Consider the following 12,889-nt stretch of genomic DNA (forward strand, 5'->3'; position numbering starts at 1 on the left):
CAGCGGCGGTTTGCACGCCCGAATCGCGTGGTACATAGCGCAGGATGACCGCAGCCCGGATACCGACCGACCACGACCCCGACGAGGCACAACGCATCGTCCGGGCGCTCTCCGAGGCGTTCTCGGCTAAGGTCGTCGGCCAGGAGCACCTGCGGGAGTCGTTGCTGATCGGGTTGCTCACCGGCGGCCACATCCTGTTGGAGAGCGTGCCGGGGCTGGCCAAGACCACCGCGGCGCGGGTCATCGCCGAGTCCATCGACGGGGTGTTCCGGCGCATCCAGTGCACCCCTGACCTGCTGCCCAGCGACATCATCGGCACCCAGGTGTACGACTCGGCCACCACGTCGTTCGTCACCCAGCTCGGACCGGTGCACGCCAACGTCGTGCTGCTCGACGAGATCAACCGCTCCAGCGCCAAGACCCAGAGCGCGATGCTCGAGGCGATGGAGGAACGCCAGACGACCATCGCCGGCACCGAGTACCCCATCCCGGAGCCGTTCCTGGTGATCGCGACGCAGAACCCGGTCGACCAGGAGGGCACCTACGCGCTCTCCGAGGCCCAGACCGACCGGTTCCTGCTCAAGGAGATCGTCCGCTACCCCTCGCCCGAGCAGGAGGTCGAGGTGCTCAGCCGCCGCGACGCCGGGCTCTACGACCGCGACCACCGCACCCCGTCGGTGGTCGGCCTCGAGGACATCCGCCACCTGCAGCGTGCCGCCCGGCAGGTGCACATGAGTAGGGACCTTATGCTCTACGCCAGCCGCCTCGTCGGCGTGACCCGCGACCCGGGCAACCACCTGCCCCGGCAGATCGCCAGGCTGGTCGAGTACGGCGCCAGCCCGCGGGCCACCATCGCGTTGTGCACCTCGGCCCGTGCCCTGGCGGTGTTGTCCGGGCGCAACCACGTGATCCCCGGCGACATCGCCGACCTGGCGCACCGGGTACTGCAGCACCGGCTGATCCTCGGGTTCGAGGCGGCCAGCGCGGGCGTCACCGCCAACGTGGTGATCGACGCCGCACTGCAGTCGGTGCGGGTGCCCTGATCGGGGCCGGCAGTGGGTAAGCACCTCCACCGGGCCAGGGCCCACTTCGGCAGCGACACCCGCGGCATGCTCGAGGGTGGCCGCTACGCGCTGTTGCACACCCGCAGCCTGGAATTCGACGAACTGCGGCCCTACGTGCCGGGTGACGACGTGCGCGACATCGACTGGAAGGCCTCGGCGCGCTCGGGCAGTGTGTTGATCAAGCGGTTCGTCTCCGAGAAACACCACAAGGTGCTGCTGGTCGCCGACACCGGCCGCAACATGTCCGCCCTCGCACCGGACGGTGAACTCAAACGGGATGTGGCACTGAACATCCTGGGCGCAATCGGGCTGATCACGCTCGGCCGCACCGACGAAGTGGGCATGGTGTACGGAGACGCGCGCGGCAGCGTGAACGTCCGGCAGCGCCGCGGCGAGAACCACATCGAGAGCCTGCTCACCGGCTACCACCTGCACGCGGCCGGCCACACCCCACCCGGACCGAGCGACATCGTCTGCCAGTTGACCTATGTGGCAACACATTACCGACATTCGATGCTGGTCGTCGTGGTGTCCGACGAGCCGGACGTCGACGGACGCCTCGAGGAGGTGCTCGGTCGGCTGACCGCGCAACACGACGTGATGTGGGCGCTGGTCCCCGACATGCCGGCGATCGCCGCCGGTGACGACGGGGCCTACGACGTCGCCACCGGGCGGGTGGTGCTCGGGTCCGTGACGGCCGAACCACGCGTCGTCGCCGCCTACCAACGCGCCGAGCAGCGCCGCACCCGCGAACTCGCGGAACTGATGACCTCACGAGCGATTCCGCACGCCACGATCTCCGGCAGCGACCAGATCCGGCGGAAGATCGTCGAGATGACCGGGGTGTGGTCGCGTGCCGGATGACCTGCTGGAGTTCGTCGGTGGACCCCCCGGCTACGCCACCGGGTGGCTGTGGCTCGGGCTGGCCCTGCTGATCGTCGTCATCGGCTGGTATGCGGGCGTTTTCATCGCCACCATGCCCGCCGGACAGCTTCGCCGGATACCGGTCGTCAGGGTGGCCCATGCGCGGGTGCTGCGGTACCGCTTCACCCGCACGGTTCAGTCGATCACCCGCCGACACCTCGACGGAGAGCTCTCCGCGGCGCAGGCCGGCGCGGCGTTGAGCCGCACCCTGCGCAGCTTCCTGCATCAGGCCACCGGCCTTCGGGCCCAGTACATGCAGCTGCGCGCCGTCGCCGCAGGCGATCTCGCGCCCGCCGCGCCGGTGCTCTCCGCATTGGGTGATGCCCAGTTCGACAACTCAGCGACCGTCGACGTCGTCCGACTGGGCGAGCAGACCGAAGAGTTGATCCGCTCGTGGAGTTGATGTGGTGGGCGGTGGTGATCGCCGGGCTCGGCGCGCTGGTGCTGACGGGTGCGCTGGCGATGCTGCTGCCCACCGAACGGGTCCGTGGCCGCCGCCCGCTGGCCAACACCGACCGTCTGACCCGGCTGCCGGAGTACCGGGCGGCGATCCGCCGCCGGACCAGGACCACCGCGGTGGCGTTGGCCCTGCTGACACTGTTGTTCGGGACGACGGTGCTGGCGAGCGCCCGGCCCGTCGGAACGGCCTGGGAAAACGATGATTCCGCGCCCCGTGAGGACATCATGCTGTGTGTGGGCCAGCCTGTCACCGACCCTGCGACCGGCCAGTTCCTGAACTACTTCGCCCGCCAGGCAACCACGTACGGCACCGAGCGCATCGGGCTGACGTCGCCGAACCGCCGGGTGGTGCCGTTGACGCGTGACTACCAGTTCGCCGCCGGTCGCTTCGGCGACTACGCACAAGCGGCCCGGATACAGGAGCAGTCCGACGTCGCCGCGTTGAGTCCGGCCGAGGCCATCGGTCTGCGGGCCAGGACCGAGTCGTTCGCCGCGCCACTGGGCTATGACGATTACTCGCCGAGGGTTGCCGACGTGCTGGCGCTGTGCCTGACCGGTTTTCCCGGGTTCGAGACCGCGGGCGACACCCGTCGGTCCCTGATCTACCTCGGCCCCGGCGCGCTGCGGTCCCCCGAGGACACCACACCGTCGCTGTTCACCGAAGCCCACGTCACCGAGATGGCGCAACAGGCGGGCGTGCAGGTCAACGCCGTCACCACCCCGGGTCGTGACACCCAGGCGCTGGCCACCCTCACCGAGGTGACCGGCGGGCAGTTCTATCGGTTCGACGCCGCAAGCCTCGACGGCGACCTCGACTCGATCCGCGCCGCTGCGGCGGGGCAGGACGGTGACCGGGCCGGCGGGCGAGAGGACACCCCGGTGGTCGTGCTCGTGGCCGCGCTGGCGCTGGCGGCACTGCTGGGCGTGTCCCTGATGGCGGTGCAGCGATGACGTTCGACCCGGTGCTGCCGCTGCCCGCGCTGGGCGCGATCGCGGCGGCCCTGCTGGCGCTGAGGTTGGTGTCCCTGCGGCCCGCCGCCGGCAATACCGCGCTGCTGCGTTGGTGCGGAACCACACTGGCCGTACTGCTGGTACTGGTGGCCGCCGCGCGGCCGGGAACCGCCACGGTCTCCGAAGAGGTCACCCCGGCGGCCGAGGGGGCGAATGTGTACTTCGTCGTGGACCGCTCCGCTGACTCTGCGATCGCCGACCACGGTGACGGCACCCGGATGGCGGGTATCCGCCAGGACATGGCGGCGCTGATCGAGGCCCACCCCGGCTCCCGGTTCGCCGTCATCGCGTTCGCGTCTCGGCCCGCGATCGACTGGCCGCTGTCGAGCGACACCTGGAGCCTGGAGCCGGTCGTGGACGCCCTGAACCCCTACGCCGACGCCACTGCGGTCAGCGACCAGGTCAACGCCGCCGCCGCCGCCAATGTGCTGCGCTATCAGCTGATCGCGGCCGGGCAGCAGTACCCGCAGGCGGAGAACCTGGTGTACTACTTCGGTTCCGGGGCCGCACAGTCCACCGCCCCCCAGGGGGAGTTCGACACCGGCGATGTGGACGGCGGTGCGGTGTTCGGCTACGGCGGCGGGCCCGGTCTCGACGAGCCGGCGCTACGCAAGATCGCCGAGCAACTCGGGGTGCCCTACATCCAACGAGAGCCCGGGCAACCCGTGCCACAGGCCGGGACATCGACCACTCAGGTGAGCGTGGGACCGCAGGCAACACCCGAGCGGACCGAGTGGTACTGGGTGTTCACGATGCTGGCGTCGGTGTTGCTGCTCACCGGGATCTACCTGACGGCGCGGGAGTTGCGCCGCGCCCGGTCGACGCATCGGCAGGTGCTGTCGTGACGCGCGCGTCGGGGCCCGCCCGGCTGCGGTTACGACGGCGACTGCTGGTCGCGTCGGCGCCGGTGACCGTGATCGCGCTGGCGCTCTCGGCGAAACTGATCTCGGTCGTCGTCGTGGGTGGTGCGGCGCAGGAACACTTCGCGTCGGGTGAGATCGGGGCGCTGCGCAGCGATGTGGCGGTGTTGCGGATCGCCGACGTGGTCGAGCCCGCCACGACCGCGTTCGCCGCGGGCGGACTCGCCGTGCTGGAAGGCCGCGCACGCGAGGAGCAACAGGGAATGAGCCTGGACGTCGCCGAGGCGGAGTTCTCGGCGGTGCTGGCCCGGACGGACCCGGCGCGCTCCTGCCCGGTGCGCGTCAACCTCGAGTTGGTCCGGGAACGCCAGGGAGACATCGACGCGTGGGAAGCCCGGCTGGACACCGCACGGGACCGCTACCAGGGCGCCCTCGCGGTGATCGCCGACGCGCCTGCCGGGTGCTTCGGCGGCAACAACGACCCTGACCCGGAGCGGCGCGCGGTGCGACAGGACGCCCAGGCGCGACTGACCGCCAAGATCGACGCCTTGGGCACCCGGGTCCCGCCCGGGGTCACCCCGCCGCCGCCACCTGCGGACGTCCCCGCGCCGGCGGCCCCGGTGATCACTGCCCCCGAGCCCACGCAGGCGCCGGATGGACACCGACTGGATCCCGCTGACAGGGATCCCCTCGAGGTGTTGCGGCGGTTGTTGCGTGACGCCGCGGCCAACTAGCCGGGCGAGATGCCCGTCCAGTACTCGACGACCTTCCCGTTGGCGACCCGCAGGATGTCGTTTCCGGTCAACCGGGTGGGACCGCTGGGACCCGACCCGGTGGCGATCCACCGGGCGGCCACCATGTCGTCGTCGACGAATGGACCGACCTCGATGACGAACATCAGTTCCCGGAGGCCACCTCGAGTGGTGTCGATGATTTTCTGCAGTTCTGAGGGTCCGTGGACGTCTCGAGTAGGCCAGTGCCCGACGAAGTCCGGGGCGACGACTTCCTCGGCAATGCGGTGCCCCGCCCACAGCTCGTCGATCCACCGACCGTAGAGGCTTTTGTGGCTACTCGAAGCTCTGTGGCTACTGATGTTCCTGTGCTTGCTGATGCCCCGGTGACGGGTCATCGCCTGCTGTTCCGTCATGTGACGGCGGTTACCCACTGGGGTCTCAGCTAAGCAGGACACGCCTGTGACGGAGAATCCGTAATAGGTCCGAAGAATTCCGGCCGACGGGTCTTCAGCCGTCGCGGGATTCGGGGTTCGGGTCTTCGGGTGCGACGTCGCCGCGCAGCCGGGCCTGCAGCTGTTCGCGGTCGCGGCGGCGTCGCTCGTCCCATGTCGCGATGCTCTCGGTGGCGCGCCGCCGCAGCGGGGTGAACAGCCAGATGCCCAGCGGCAGCGCGATCACGATGGCAAAAAGCAACGCCACCACCACCGGGAAGTCCTGCACCCCGAACAGGCGTCCGACCCCGATGATCACCAGCGTCGTGACGACGACGAGGACGAGGCGGGCCGCGACGTAGGCGAGCACGTCGAGCAGCAGGCGGGATCTCGCGGGTCCGTCAGACACGGACCGAGCCTACCCATGACGCGTATATTGACAGGAAGGAGGTTTTAGGTGGCTTATTTGCTCCTGCTGATCGTCTTGGCCGCACTGGTCTACGTCGGATGGCGGGTTACCCGGATGGCTGCGAATCGACCGCGCACCCGGGTGATCGGACCGGACGACGATCCGGATTTCCTGCGGCGGATCAATCCGCGAGACGACCAACCGCGGTCCTGACCGCGCACTGCAGACCTAGTCGACGGCTGGGTCGCCCTGTCGGCGCGCACCCGGAAAGCCTTGTGCCACCGCCGCGGCCAGTTCGATCAGGGACTCCCTGGTCTGTGGCCGCAGCCGGTCCAGGCTGATCTCGGCCCCCTCTTCCAGGTGCGGGTCGAACGGAACCTGACACACCGACCGGCAGCGCCGTGCGAAGTGGTCCACGACCTTGGCGAGGTCGACCTTCGTGCCCCTGCCCGAGCGCGGCCGCACCCCGTTGATGACAGCGATCGAGTTGCTGACCATGTCCTCGTAGCCGTGGGCGTCCAGCCAGTCCAGCGTCGCCGATGCGCTGCGCGCGCCGTCCACCGACCCGGAGCTGATCACCACCAGCACATCGGCTTTGTCGATCACCGCCGACATCGCCGAATGCAGCATGCCGGTACCGCAGTCGGTGAGCACCAGGCTGTAGAAGCGCTCGAGCACCGACAGCGTGCGGTGATAGTCGTCCGAACTGAACGCCTCGGACACCGCGGGATCGGTTTCGGACGCGAGGACCTCCAGCCTGCTCGGGCCCTGGGAGGTGTAGCGGCGGACGTCGCTGTAGGCGGCGATCCCCTCCGCGTCGCGCAGCAGGTGACGCACGGTGGCCGGTGTCTCGAGCGGCACCTTCTGGCTCAGCGTGCCACGGTCGGGGTTGGCGTCCACCGCGATCACCCGGTCCCCGCGGTTGGTGGCGAACGTGGCGCCCAGCGTCGCGGTGATGGTCGTCTTGCCGACGCCGCCCTTCTGGGAGAGCAGCGCGATCCGGTAGCACCCGCGCAGCGGACGCTGCACCTGCGCGACCAGGGTGTCGTGGCGAAGCACCTTCGGGCTCTCGCCCAGGTTGATCAGCCGGGCCGAGGCCCAGTAAACCCACTTGCGCCAGCCCGCAGACGGCGCACGCCTCGGCTTGCCGAGCAGCGCGACCGTCGACAGGTCGAGATACGGCGGCGGATCGGGCGCGGCCGGGTCGGGCGGTGCCTGCTCGGGCGGGCTGGCAGCGACGACCGGCGGCGTTCCGTGCGGCGGGGTCGGGGCCGTCCACTCCGCGGGCACAATGTCTTCACTGGCCGCCGGGTCGATGAACCGTTGCTGTGCCCGAAAACCACCCGGCAGGTCAGACAACGGTCCCTCTCCTCCCTCTCCTGACGAACGGCTCAGCCGACGTACCGTCTTGTCGGCTCAGCCGACGCCAGCGTACGAATGCAGCCCGACAGTCACCAAGTTGATGAAGAACAGGTTGAAGACCATCGCCACGAAGCCGGCGACGTTGATCCACGCGGCTTTACGGTCCCGCCAGCCGGCCGTCGAGCGGGCGTGCAGATAGGCCGCATAGATCACCCACGCGATGAACGACACCGTCTCCTTGGGGTCCCAACCCCAGTACCGGCCCCATGCCTCCTCGGCCCAGATCGCGCCGAAGATCACCCCGAAGCCGAACACCGGGAACGCGAAGATCGTTGTCCGGTAAGCGATCCTGTCCAGGGTCTGGGCGTCCGGGAGTCGCTGCACGACACGGGCGACCACGCCGGGACGATCCGGCTCGCCCAGGCGCGACATCTTGAGCAGGAACAACACACTGGCCACGCCGGCGACCAGGAACACCCCGGATCCCAGGCTGACCACCGACACATGGATCGGCAGCCAGTAGGACTGCAGTGCGGGCATCACCGGAGCGGCGTGTGAGTACAGCCAGCGACCAGACACGGTGAGCAGGATCAGCACCGGGACGAGGACGAACACCCACAGCGACCGGTACTGCGGCCGGCGCAACACCACCGCCGCGGCCACCAGGCCACAGAAACTGGTGAGGTTGATGAACTCGTACATGTTGCCCCACGGCACCCGCGCGGTGGACAGACCCCGCAACACGATGCACGCCAGCAGCAGCGCGATCCCGACGTAGATCAGCGCCAGCCCGGCCGAGCCGAAACGTTCGTCCAGCGACCGCCGCGGCGTGTCGGCCACCACCCCGGGAGTGGCGCTGTTGACCGCGACCGTCTCCGAGACACCGGCACCGACCAGCTCCCGGGTCTCGACCTTGCGGCTGCGGCTGTAGGCCAACTCGACAGCCAGCAATAGCAGGGCGACGACCAGCACCAGTACCGACGACGTGAACGCCCAGTCCGAGTAACGGGCCAGCCCGAGGTCGATATCTGTGGAATTCATGGACGATCCGCCTTCTTGTCTTGACCAACCGGCGCGCCGGTGTCGCTCCCGGCGAGCAGCCGCGCCGTCAGCCGCTCGAACTCGTCACCCCAGCCGGAGTTGTCGGTGCGGGCCAGGCCGCCCAGCTCGACGTTCACGGTACCCTCGCGGTCGGACCCAGCCCCCGGCGACAACCGCACCCAGACGCGTCGTCGCCGCACGATCAACGACACCAGCAGCCCGGCCATCATCGTCATCGCGAACACCAACACCCAGATCTGGGCCGGATCGTGGGACACCTGCAGGTTGACGAACGGGGTCGCGCCGTCGAACCGCACCACGGTGCCGTCGTCGAGCCGGGTGTCCTCACCGGCGCGCAGGTTGACCCGCGCGACCTTATCCAGCCGGCCCTGGCCGATCATCCGCGGGTCCAGCGAGAACAGCGACTGCGGGCGGCCGGTGTCCAGCCCGGTGTCGCCTTTGTAGACGTCGATCGCCACCGCGGGGTCGTTCAGCGCGGGAAAGCTGGACGACAGCAGGGTGCCGTCGAGTTCCCCGGTCGGCGCGAACAATCCCTGGATCGCGAGCTGGTTGCTGCGTCGCTCCCGTTCGTCGTCGTAGGTGCCGCCGGGCGGATCGAAGCGCATCGCCCCCGAGGACAGGAACGTGATCTGGTCGTCGGGCCGCCACTGCAGCGTCTGGGTGCGGGTCTGCCCGTCGGGGAACGTCACGGTGAACGTGGGGGCGTAGCCGTGGCCCTGCAGGTAGACCCGGTCGCCGCCCACGCGCAACGGCTCGTTGACCTTCAGCAGGTAGGACTGCCAGGTGCCGGTGTCGAGGTTGTCGCCGGCCTGGTAGTCGATGTCTGCCTGGAACGACACCGCCTGCCCGTTCGGCAGATAGGTCGCTTCGAAGTCGTTGACCCGCACACACATCGGATACAGCGAGGTCCCGTCGACGGTGTTTCCGGCCCGGAACGAGTCGAACGCGGCGGGTGATGCCGTGCAGAATCCCGGCCCGCCGTCGGCGATGACGATGACGTTACCTTCATAGCTGAACAACTTGCCCGCGGCGATCGCGACGAGCAGACCGAGCAGCGAGAAGTGGAAGACGATGTTGCCGAACTCGCGCAGATATCCCTTCTCCGCGGAGATTTCCGCGATTTCGGCGATCTCGCCGTCCCCGGTATGGCGGGTGATGCGACGCCATCCACGCAGCCGTTCGTCGACCGCCGTCGCCACCGCGGTCACGTCCCCCGGGACCGCGGCGCTGTGATGCTTGGGCAGCCGACCCAGATTGCGCGGCGCGGGCACCGGGTTGGCACGCATGCTGCGGAAGTGCTCGAACAGGCGCGGGGTCAGACAGCCCACCAGCGAGATGAACAGCAGCACGTAGATCGCCGTGAACCAGAAGCTGGAGAACACGTCGAACGCCTGGACGCGGTCCAGCCAGGGCCCGATGGTCGGGTTGGCGGCGATGTACTCGGCGACCTTGGCCTCGTTGAGGTTGCGCTGCGGCAGCAGTGCTCCGGGGATCGCCGCGAGCGCCAGCAGGAACAGCAGCACCAGCGCGGTGCCCATCGACGTCAGGGTGCGCCAGGTGTTGCGGATCAACGCGAGCAGACGCGAACTCGCGCGATTTGGGCGAACATCGCGCGACTTCGCGTCTGCTCGCGCAGTGGGGGGCGGAGCGGTCATCAGATCGGGAGCCTGACGTCGCTGACGAACGCGTCGCGCACCCAGGACACGAACTCGTTCCACACTCCGGTCGTCAGAGCGATGCCAACGGCGATCAGCAGCACGCCCCCGACGATCTGGATGGTGCGGGTGTGGCGGCGCAGCCAGCCGAGCCCGGCGACGGCACGGGCCGAGCCGAACGCCAGCAGTACGAACGGGATTCCCAGGCCGAGGCAGTAGGCGGCGACGAGCACTAGACCGCGTGCCACGTTGCTGCCCTCGGTCGCCGAGGCCACCGCGATCACCCCGGTCAGCGTCGGCCCCAGGCACGGAGTCCACCCCAGCGCGAACACCGCACCGAGCAGCGGGGCTCCGCCGAGTGTGGAGATCCGCCTCGGGGTGAACCGGGTGTCTCGCTGCAGCACCGGCACCAGACCGATGAACACCAGACCCATCAGGATGGTGATCACCCCGCCGATGCGTTGCAGCAGAAGCTGGTTGGTAATCAGCGTGGTCGTCATCCCCAGCACCGCGACAGTGCCGAGCACGAAGACCACCGTGAAACCGCCGACGAACAGCGCCGCCGCCCCGGCCACGCGCAGCTTCGCGCCGCGCAGCGCCAGCGTCCCAGGCGCGCCGGCACCCGTCGCCGGTTCCGGGTCGACGCCCACCACGGCGGCCAGATACGACAGGTATCCCGGAACCAACGGGATCACACACGGCGAGGCGAACGACACCAGTCCCGCCAGCGCGCTGACCGACAGCGCCAGCAGCAGCGGACCACTGGCAGTCAGCTCACCGATCTGATCGAGGTTCATGGCTGGGGGGTCTCTGCCGCCAGCCGCTCGACCACAGGCTGCAGGTCCTCGGCGAGCAGTTCCCGTAGGAACACCGCGGCCACCCGGTGCTCGCGGTCCAGGACGATCGTCGACGGGATGACCGTCGTCGGGTAGCGGCCGCCGAATGCGATCATGGTGCGCATCGCCGGGTCGTAGATCGACGGGAACGTCACGCCCCGGTCGATGATGAAGTCGCGGGGAGCGTCGATGTTGTTGTCCCGCACGTCGATCCCCAGGAACGCCACCCCCTGGTCGCGGGTCGCCTCGTAGACCTGTTGCAGCTCGGTGATCTCGGTGCGGCACGGCCCGCACCACTGCCCCCAGACGTTGATCACGACCACCTTGCCGGCGAAGTCGGACAACGACAGGGTCTTGTCGGTGTCCATCAGGTCCGGGCCGGCCAGCGGCCCGGGTCGGCCTCGGCTCACCGGCGGGTCGTAGACGATGTCGGTCTTGCCACCCGGGGCGACGAACTCGAACGTGCCGCCCTGGGCGACGGCGTCACTGCCGGTGGAGCATCCGGTGAGCCCGAGCACGGCCACGCTCAGCATGAGCGTGACCACCCGCCCGACCCGGTGCACCGACGGCCTCACTTCCCGGCCAACTCCGCGTATCCCCAGCCCACGCACTCGTCGTCGTGGAAGTAGAACGACGTGACCGAGGCCAGGTTGCACATCCGCCTGGTTGGAAAGTGATGCAGCGCTTTGTCGGTCATCGCGCGGCGCAGCGTCTCGACCGGCAGCTGGTGGCTGACGCACACGCCTTCATGGCCGGCGGCATCGGCGCGGGCGCGATGCAGCGCCCGCATCATCCGCTCTGCGATCTCGGTGTAGGGCTCCCCCCACGACGGGGTGCGCGGGTCGCGTAGGTGCCACCAGTTGCGCGGGTTGCGCAACGCCCCGTCGCCGGGCGAGACCCGCTCGCCCTGAAAGACGTTCGCCGACTCGATGAGCTCGTCGTCGGTGTTGATCGACAACCCGTGCCGGGCGGCGATCGGCGCCGCGGTCTCCTGGGCACGTTCCAGCGGCGAGGCGACCACGTGGGTGATGTCGCGGTGGGCCAGCCACTCGGCTACCGCCTGGGCCTGTGCCCGGCCCCGTTCGGAGAGGTGATAGTCGGGCAACCGGCCGTAGAGGATCTGTTCGGGGTTGTGCACCTCGCCGTGGCGCATGACGTGCACCACGGTCTTCGTCTGGGTCATGCCGGCTCCGGAGCCCGGGCCGCGGCACGTGCCGCATCGGGCAGGGCCGAAGCGATCCGGTCGAAGGCGTCGTCGTCCAGCGCGGTCGAGACGAACCAGGCCTCGTAAGCGCTGGGCGGGGGGTAGACGCCCGCATCGAGCAGGCCGTGGAAGAACGCCGGGAAACGCCACGTCTGGGTGGCTTTGGCCGTGGCGAAATCCGTGACCGGCTCTTCGCCGAAGAACAGGCTGAACATGTTGCCGGCCCGGGGGATCTGGTGCGCGACGCCGGCCTCGGTGAGCGCACCGCTGATCAGTGCGGCCAGCCGGTCGGCGTTGGCGTCGAGGGTCGCGTAGACGGTGTCGTCCGCGACCTGCAGCGTGGCCAGCCCGGCGGCCATCGCGACCGGGTTCCCCGACAGCGTGCCCGCCTGGTACACCGGGCCGAGCGGCGCGAGCCTGCCCATCACGTCGGCCTTTCCGCCGAACGCCGCGGCCGGTAGCCCGCCGCTCATCACCTTGCCGAACGTGAACAGATCGGCGTCGACCGGATCCAGCCCGTACCAACCGGATCGGCTGACCCGGAAGCCCGTCATCACCTCGTCGACGATGAGCAGCGAGCCGTGTTCCGCGGTGATGCGGCGCAGCTCGGCGTTGAACCCGTGCTGCGGCGGCACCACACCCATGTTCCCGGGGCTGGCTTCGGTTATGACGCAGGCGATCTCGTCACCGAAGCGGTCGAAGACCTCCTCCAGCGCGGGGATGTTGTTGTACGGCAGCACGATCGTGTCGGCCGCAGCGGCACCCGTCACTCCCGGCGACGACGGCAGCCCCAGCGTCGCGACCCCGGATCCGGCGTCGGCGAGCAACGCGTCACTGTGGCCGTGGTAGCAGCCGGAGAACTTGACGATCTTCGCGCG

General features: G+C 69.3%; 16 protein-coding genes. 7 read left to right on the forward strand and 9 right to left on the reverse strand.

Annotated elements, in window-relative coordinates; translation table 11 throughout:
- The first annotated feature begins 44 nt into the window (after positions 1 to 44).
- From WA944_RS15800 to WA944_RS15825, 6 genes are read left to right on the forward strand one after another with little or no spacing between them, the layout of a single operon-like run.
- Positions 45 to 1,043, forward strand: coding sequence for an AAA family ATPase (locus tag WA944_RS15800; protein WP_526371381.1), 999 nt, complete (start codon positions 45 to 47; stop codon positions 1,041 to 1,043).
- Between the two features lie 12 nt (positions 1,044 to 1,055).
- A complete protein-coding gene (locus tag WA944_RS15805; protein ID WP_526371379.1) occupies positions 1,056 to 1,928 on the forward strand; it encodes a DUF58 domain-containing protein in 873 nt (290 codons plus the stop codon).
- A complete protein-coding gene (locus WA944_RS15810) occupies positions 1,918 to 2,391 on the forward strand; it encodes a hypothetical protein (protein WP_526371377.1) in 474 nt (157 codons plus the stop codon). The genes WA944_RS15805 and WA944_RS15810 overlap by 11 nt, the downstream gene beginning before the upstream one ends.
- The gene (locus WA944_RS15815; protein WP_526647107.1) at positions 2,382 to 3,398 is read left to right on the forward strand and encodes a hypothetical protein; all 1,017 of its coding nucleotides are present in this window, start codon (positions 2,382 to 2,384) and stop codon (positions 3,396 to 3,398) included. Before WA944_RS15810 ends, WA944_RS15815 begins: the two co-directional genes overlap by 10 nt.
- A complete protein-coding gene (locus tag WA944_RS15820) occupies positions 3,395 to 4,303 on the forward strand; it encodes a VWA domain-containing protein (protein WP_526371375.1) in 909 nt (302 codons plus the stop codon). The genes WA944_RS15815 and WA944_RS15820 overlap by 4 nt, the downstream gene beginning before the upstream one ends.
- Positions 4,300 to 5,052 (forward strand): hypothetical protein, encoded by a 753-nt coding sequence (locus WA944_RS15825; RefSeq protein ID WP_526610039.1) that lies wholly within the window; start codon positions 4,300 to 4,302, stop codon positions 5,050 to 5,052. The genes WA944_RS15820 and WA944_RS15825 overlap by 4 nt, the downstream gene beginning before the upstream one ends.
- Here WA944_RS15825 and WA944_RS15830 read toward each other — a convergent pair.
- Positions 5,049 to 5,465: an ester cyclase gene (locus WA944_RS15830; protein WP_526371371.1), complete on the reverse strand. Its 417-nt coding sequence runs from the start codon at positions 5,463 to 5,465 to the stop codon at positions 5,049 to 5,051. The genes WA944_RS15825 and WA944_RS15830 overlap by 4 nt on opposite strands.
- Positions 5,466 to 5,559: 94 nt before the next feature.
- Positions 5,560 to 5,892 carry a DUF4229 domain-containing protein gene (locus WA944_RS15835; RefSeq protein ID WP_526371369.1) on the reverse strand — a complete coding sequence of 111 codons (333 nt, stop codon included), beginning with the start codon at positions 5,890 to 5,892 and terminating at the stop codon, positions 5,560 to 5,562.
- 48 nt (positions 5,893 to 5,940) lie between these two features.
- On the opposite strand from WA944_RS15835, the gene WA944_RS15840 reads away from it, so the two are divergent.
- The gene (locus tag WA944_RS15840) at positions 5,941 to 6,105 is read left to right on the forward strand and encodes a hypothetical protein (protein WP_159230191.1); all 165 of its coding nucleotides are present in this window, start codon (positions 5,941 to 5,943) and stop codon (positions 6,103 to 6,105) included.
- 15 nt (positions 6,106 to 6,120) lie between these two features.
- Here WA944_RS15840 and WA944_RS15845 read toward each other — a convergent pair whose 3' ends face one another.
- The 7 genes from WA944_RS15845 to WA944_RS15875 form a co-directional block, all read right to left on the reverse strand.
- Positions 6,121 to 7,251, reverse strand: coding sequence for a MinD/ParA family ATP-binding protein (locus tag WA944_RS15845; protein WP_526371367.1), 1,131 nt, complete (start codon positions 7,249 to 7,251; stop codon positions 6,121 to 6,123).
- A gap of 57 nt (positions 7,252 to 7,308) precedes the next feature.
- On the reverse strand, positions 7,309 to 8,295 hold the full coding sequence (ccsB, locus tag WA944_RS15850; protein ID WP_526371365.1) for a c-type cytochrome biogenesis protein CcsB: 987 nt from the start codon (positions 8,293 to 8,295) through the stop codon (positions 7,309 to 7,311).
- On the reverse strand, positions 8,292 to 9,854 hold the full coding sequence (gene resB, locus WA944_RS15855) for a cytochrome c biogenesis protein ResB (protein ID WP_526371363.1): 1,563 nt from the start codon (positions 9,852 to 9,854) through the stop codon (positions 8,292 to 8,294). Before resB ends, ccsB begins: the two co-directional genes overlap by 4 nt.
- Before the next feature lie 116 nt (positions 9,855 to 9,970).
- The gene (locus tag WA944_RS15860) at positions 9,971 to 10,768 is read right to left on the reverse strand and encodes a cytochrome c biogenesis CcdA family protein (RefSeq protein WP_526610036.1); all 798 of its coding nucleotides are present in this window, start codon (positions 10,766 to 10,768) and stop codon (positions 9,971 to 9,973) included.
- The gene (locus WA944_RS15865; RefSeq protein WP_163895647.1) at positions 10,765 to 11,340 is read right to left on the reverse strand and encodes a TlpA disulfide reductase family protein; all 576 of its coding nucleotides are present in this window, start codon (positions 11,338 to 11,340) and stop codon (positions 10,765 to 10,767) included. The genes WA944_RS15860 and WA944_RS15865 overlap by 4 nt, the downstream gene beginning before the upstream one ends.
- 38 nt (positions 11,341 to 11,378) lie before the next feature.
- Positions 11,379 to 11,990 carry a histidine phosphatase family protein gene (locus WA944_RS15870; protein WP_163888095.1) on the reverse strand — a complete coding sequence of 204 codons (612 nt, stop codon included), beginning with the start codon at positions 11,988 to 11,990 and terminating at the stop codon, positions 11,379 to 11,381.
- The coding region (locus tag WA944_RS15875; RefSeq protein WP_526647108.1) for an aspartate aminotransferase family protein at positions 11,987 to 12,889 on the reverse strand (903 nt) is incomplete at its 5' end. The genes WA944_RS15875 and WA944_RS15870, both read right to left, overlap by 4 nt.

Origin of the sequence: Mycobacterium sp. (assembly GCF_049683355.1) — a bacterium.
Classification (GTDB): Bacteria; Actinomycetota; Actinomycetes; order Mycobacteriales; family Mycobacteriaceae; genus Mycobacterium.

Coding starts and splice junctions, on each gene's coding strand:
- WA944_RS15830 (WP_526371371.1), bottom strand. CDS start 5,465: ATGACGGAACAGCAGGCGATGACCCGTCACCGGGGCATCAGCAAGCAC.
- resB (WP_526371363.1), bottom strand. CDS start 9,854: ATGGGCACCGCGCTGGTGCTGCTGTTCCTGCTGGCGCTCGCGGCGATC.
- WA944_RS15820 (WP_526371375.1), top strand. CDS start 3,395: ATGACGTTCGACCCGGTGCTGCCGCTGCCCGCGCTGGGCGCGATCGCG.
- WA944_RS15870 (WP_163888095.1), bottom strand. CDS start 11,990: ATGACCCAGACGAAGACCGTGGTGCACGTCATGCGCCACGGCGAGGTG.
- WA944_RS15800 (WP_526371381.1), top strand. CDS start 45: ATGACCGCAGCCCGGATACCGACCGACCACGACCCCGACGAGGCACAA.
- ccsB (WP_526371365.1), bottom strand. CDS start 8,295: ATGAATTCCACAGATATCGACCTCGGGCTGGCCCGTTACTCGGACTGG.
- WA944_RS15865 (WP_163895647.1), bottom strand. CDS start 11,340: ATGCTGAGCGTGGCCGTGCTCGGGCTCACCGGATGCTCCACCGGCAGT.
- WA944_RS15860 (WP_526610036.1), bottom strand. CDS start 10,768: ATGAACCTCGATCAGATCGGTGAGCTGACTGCCAGTGGTCCGCTGCTG.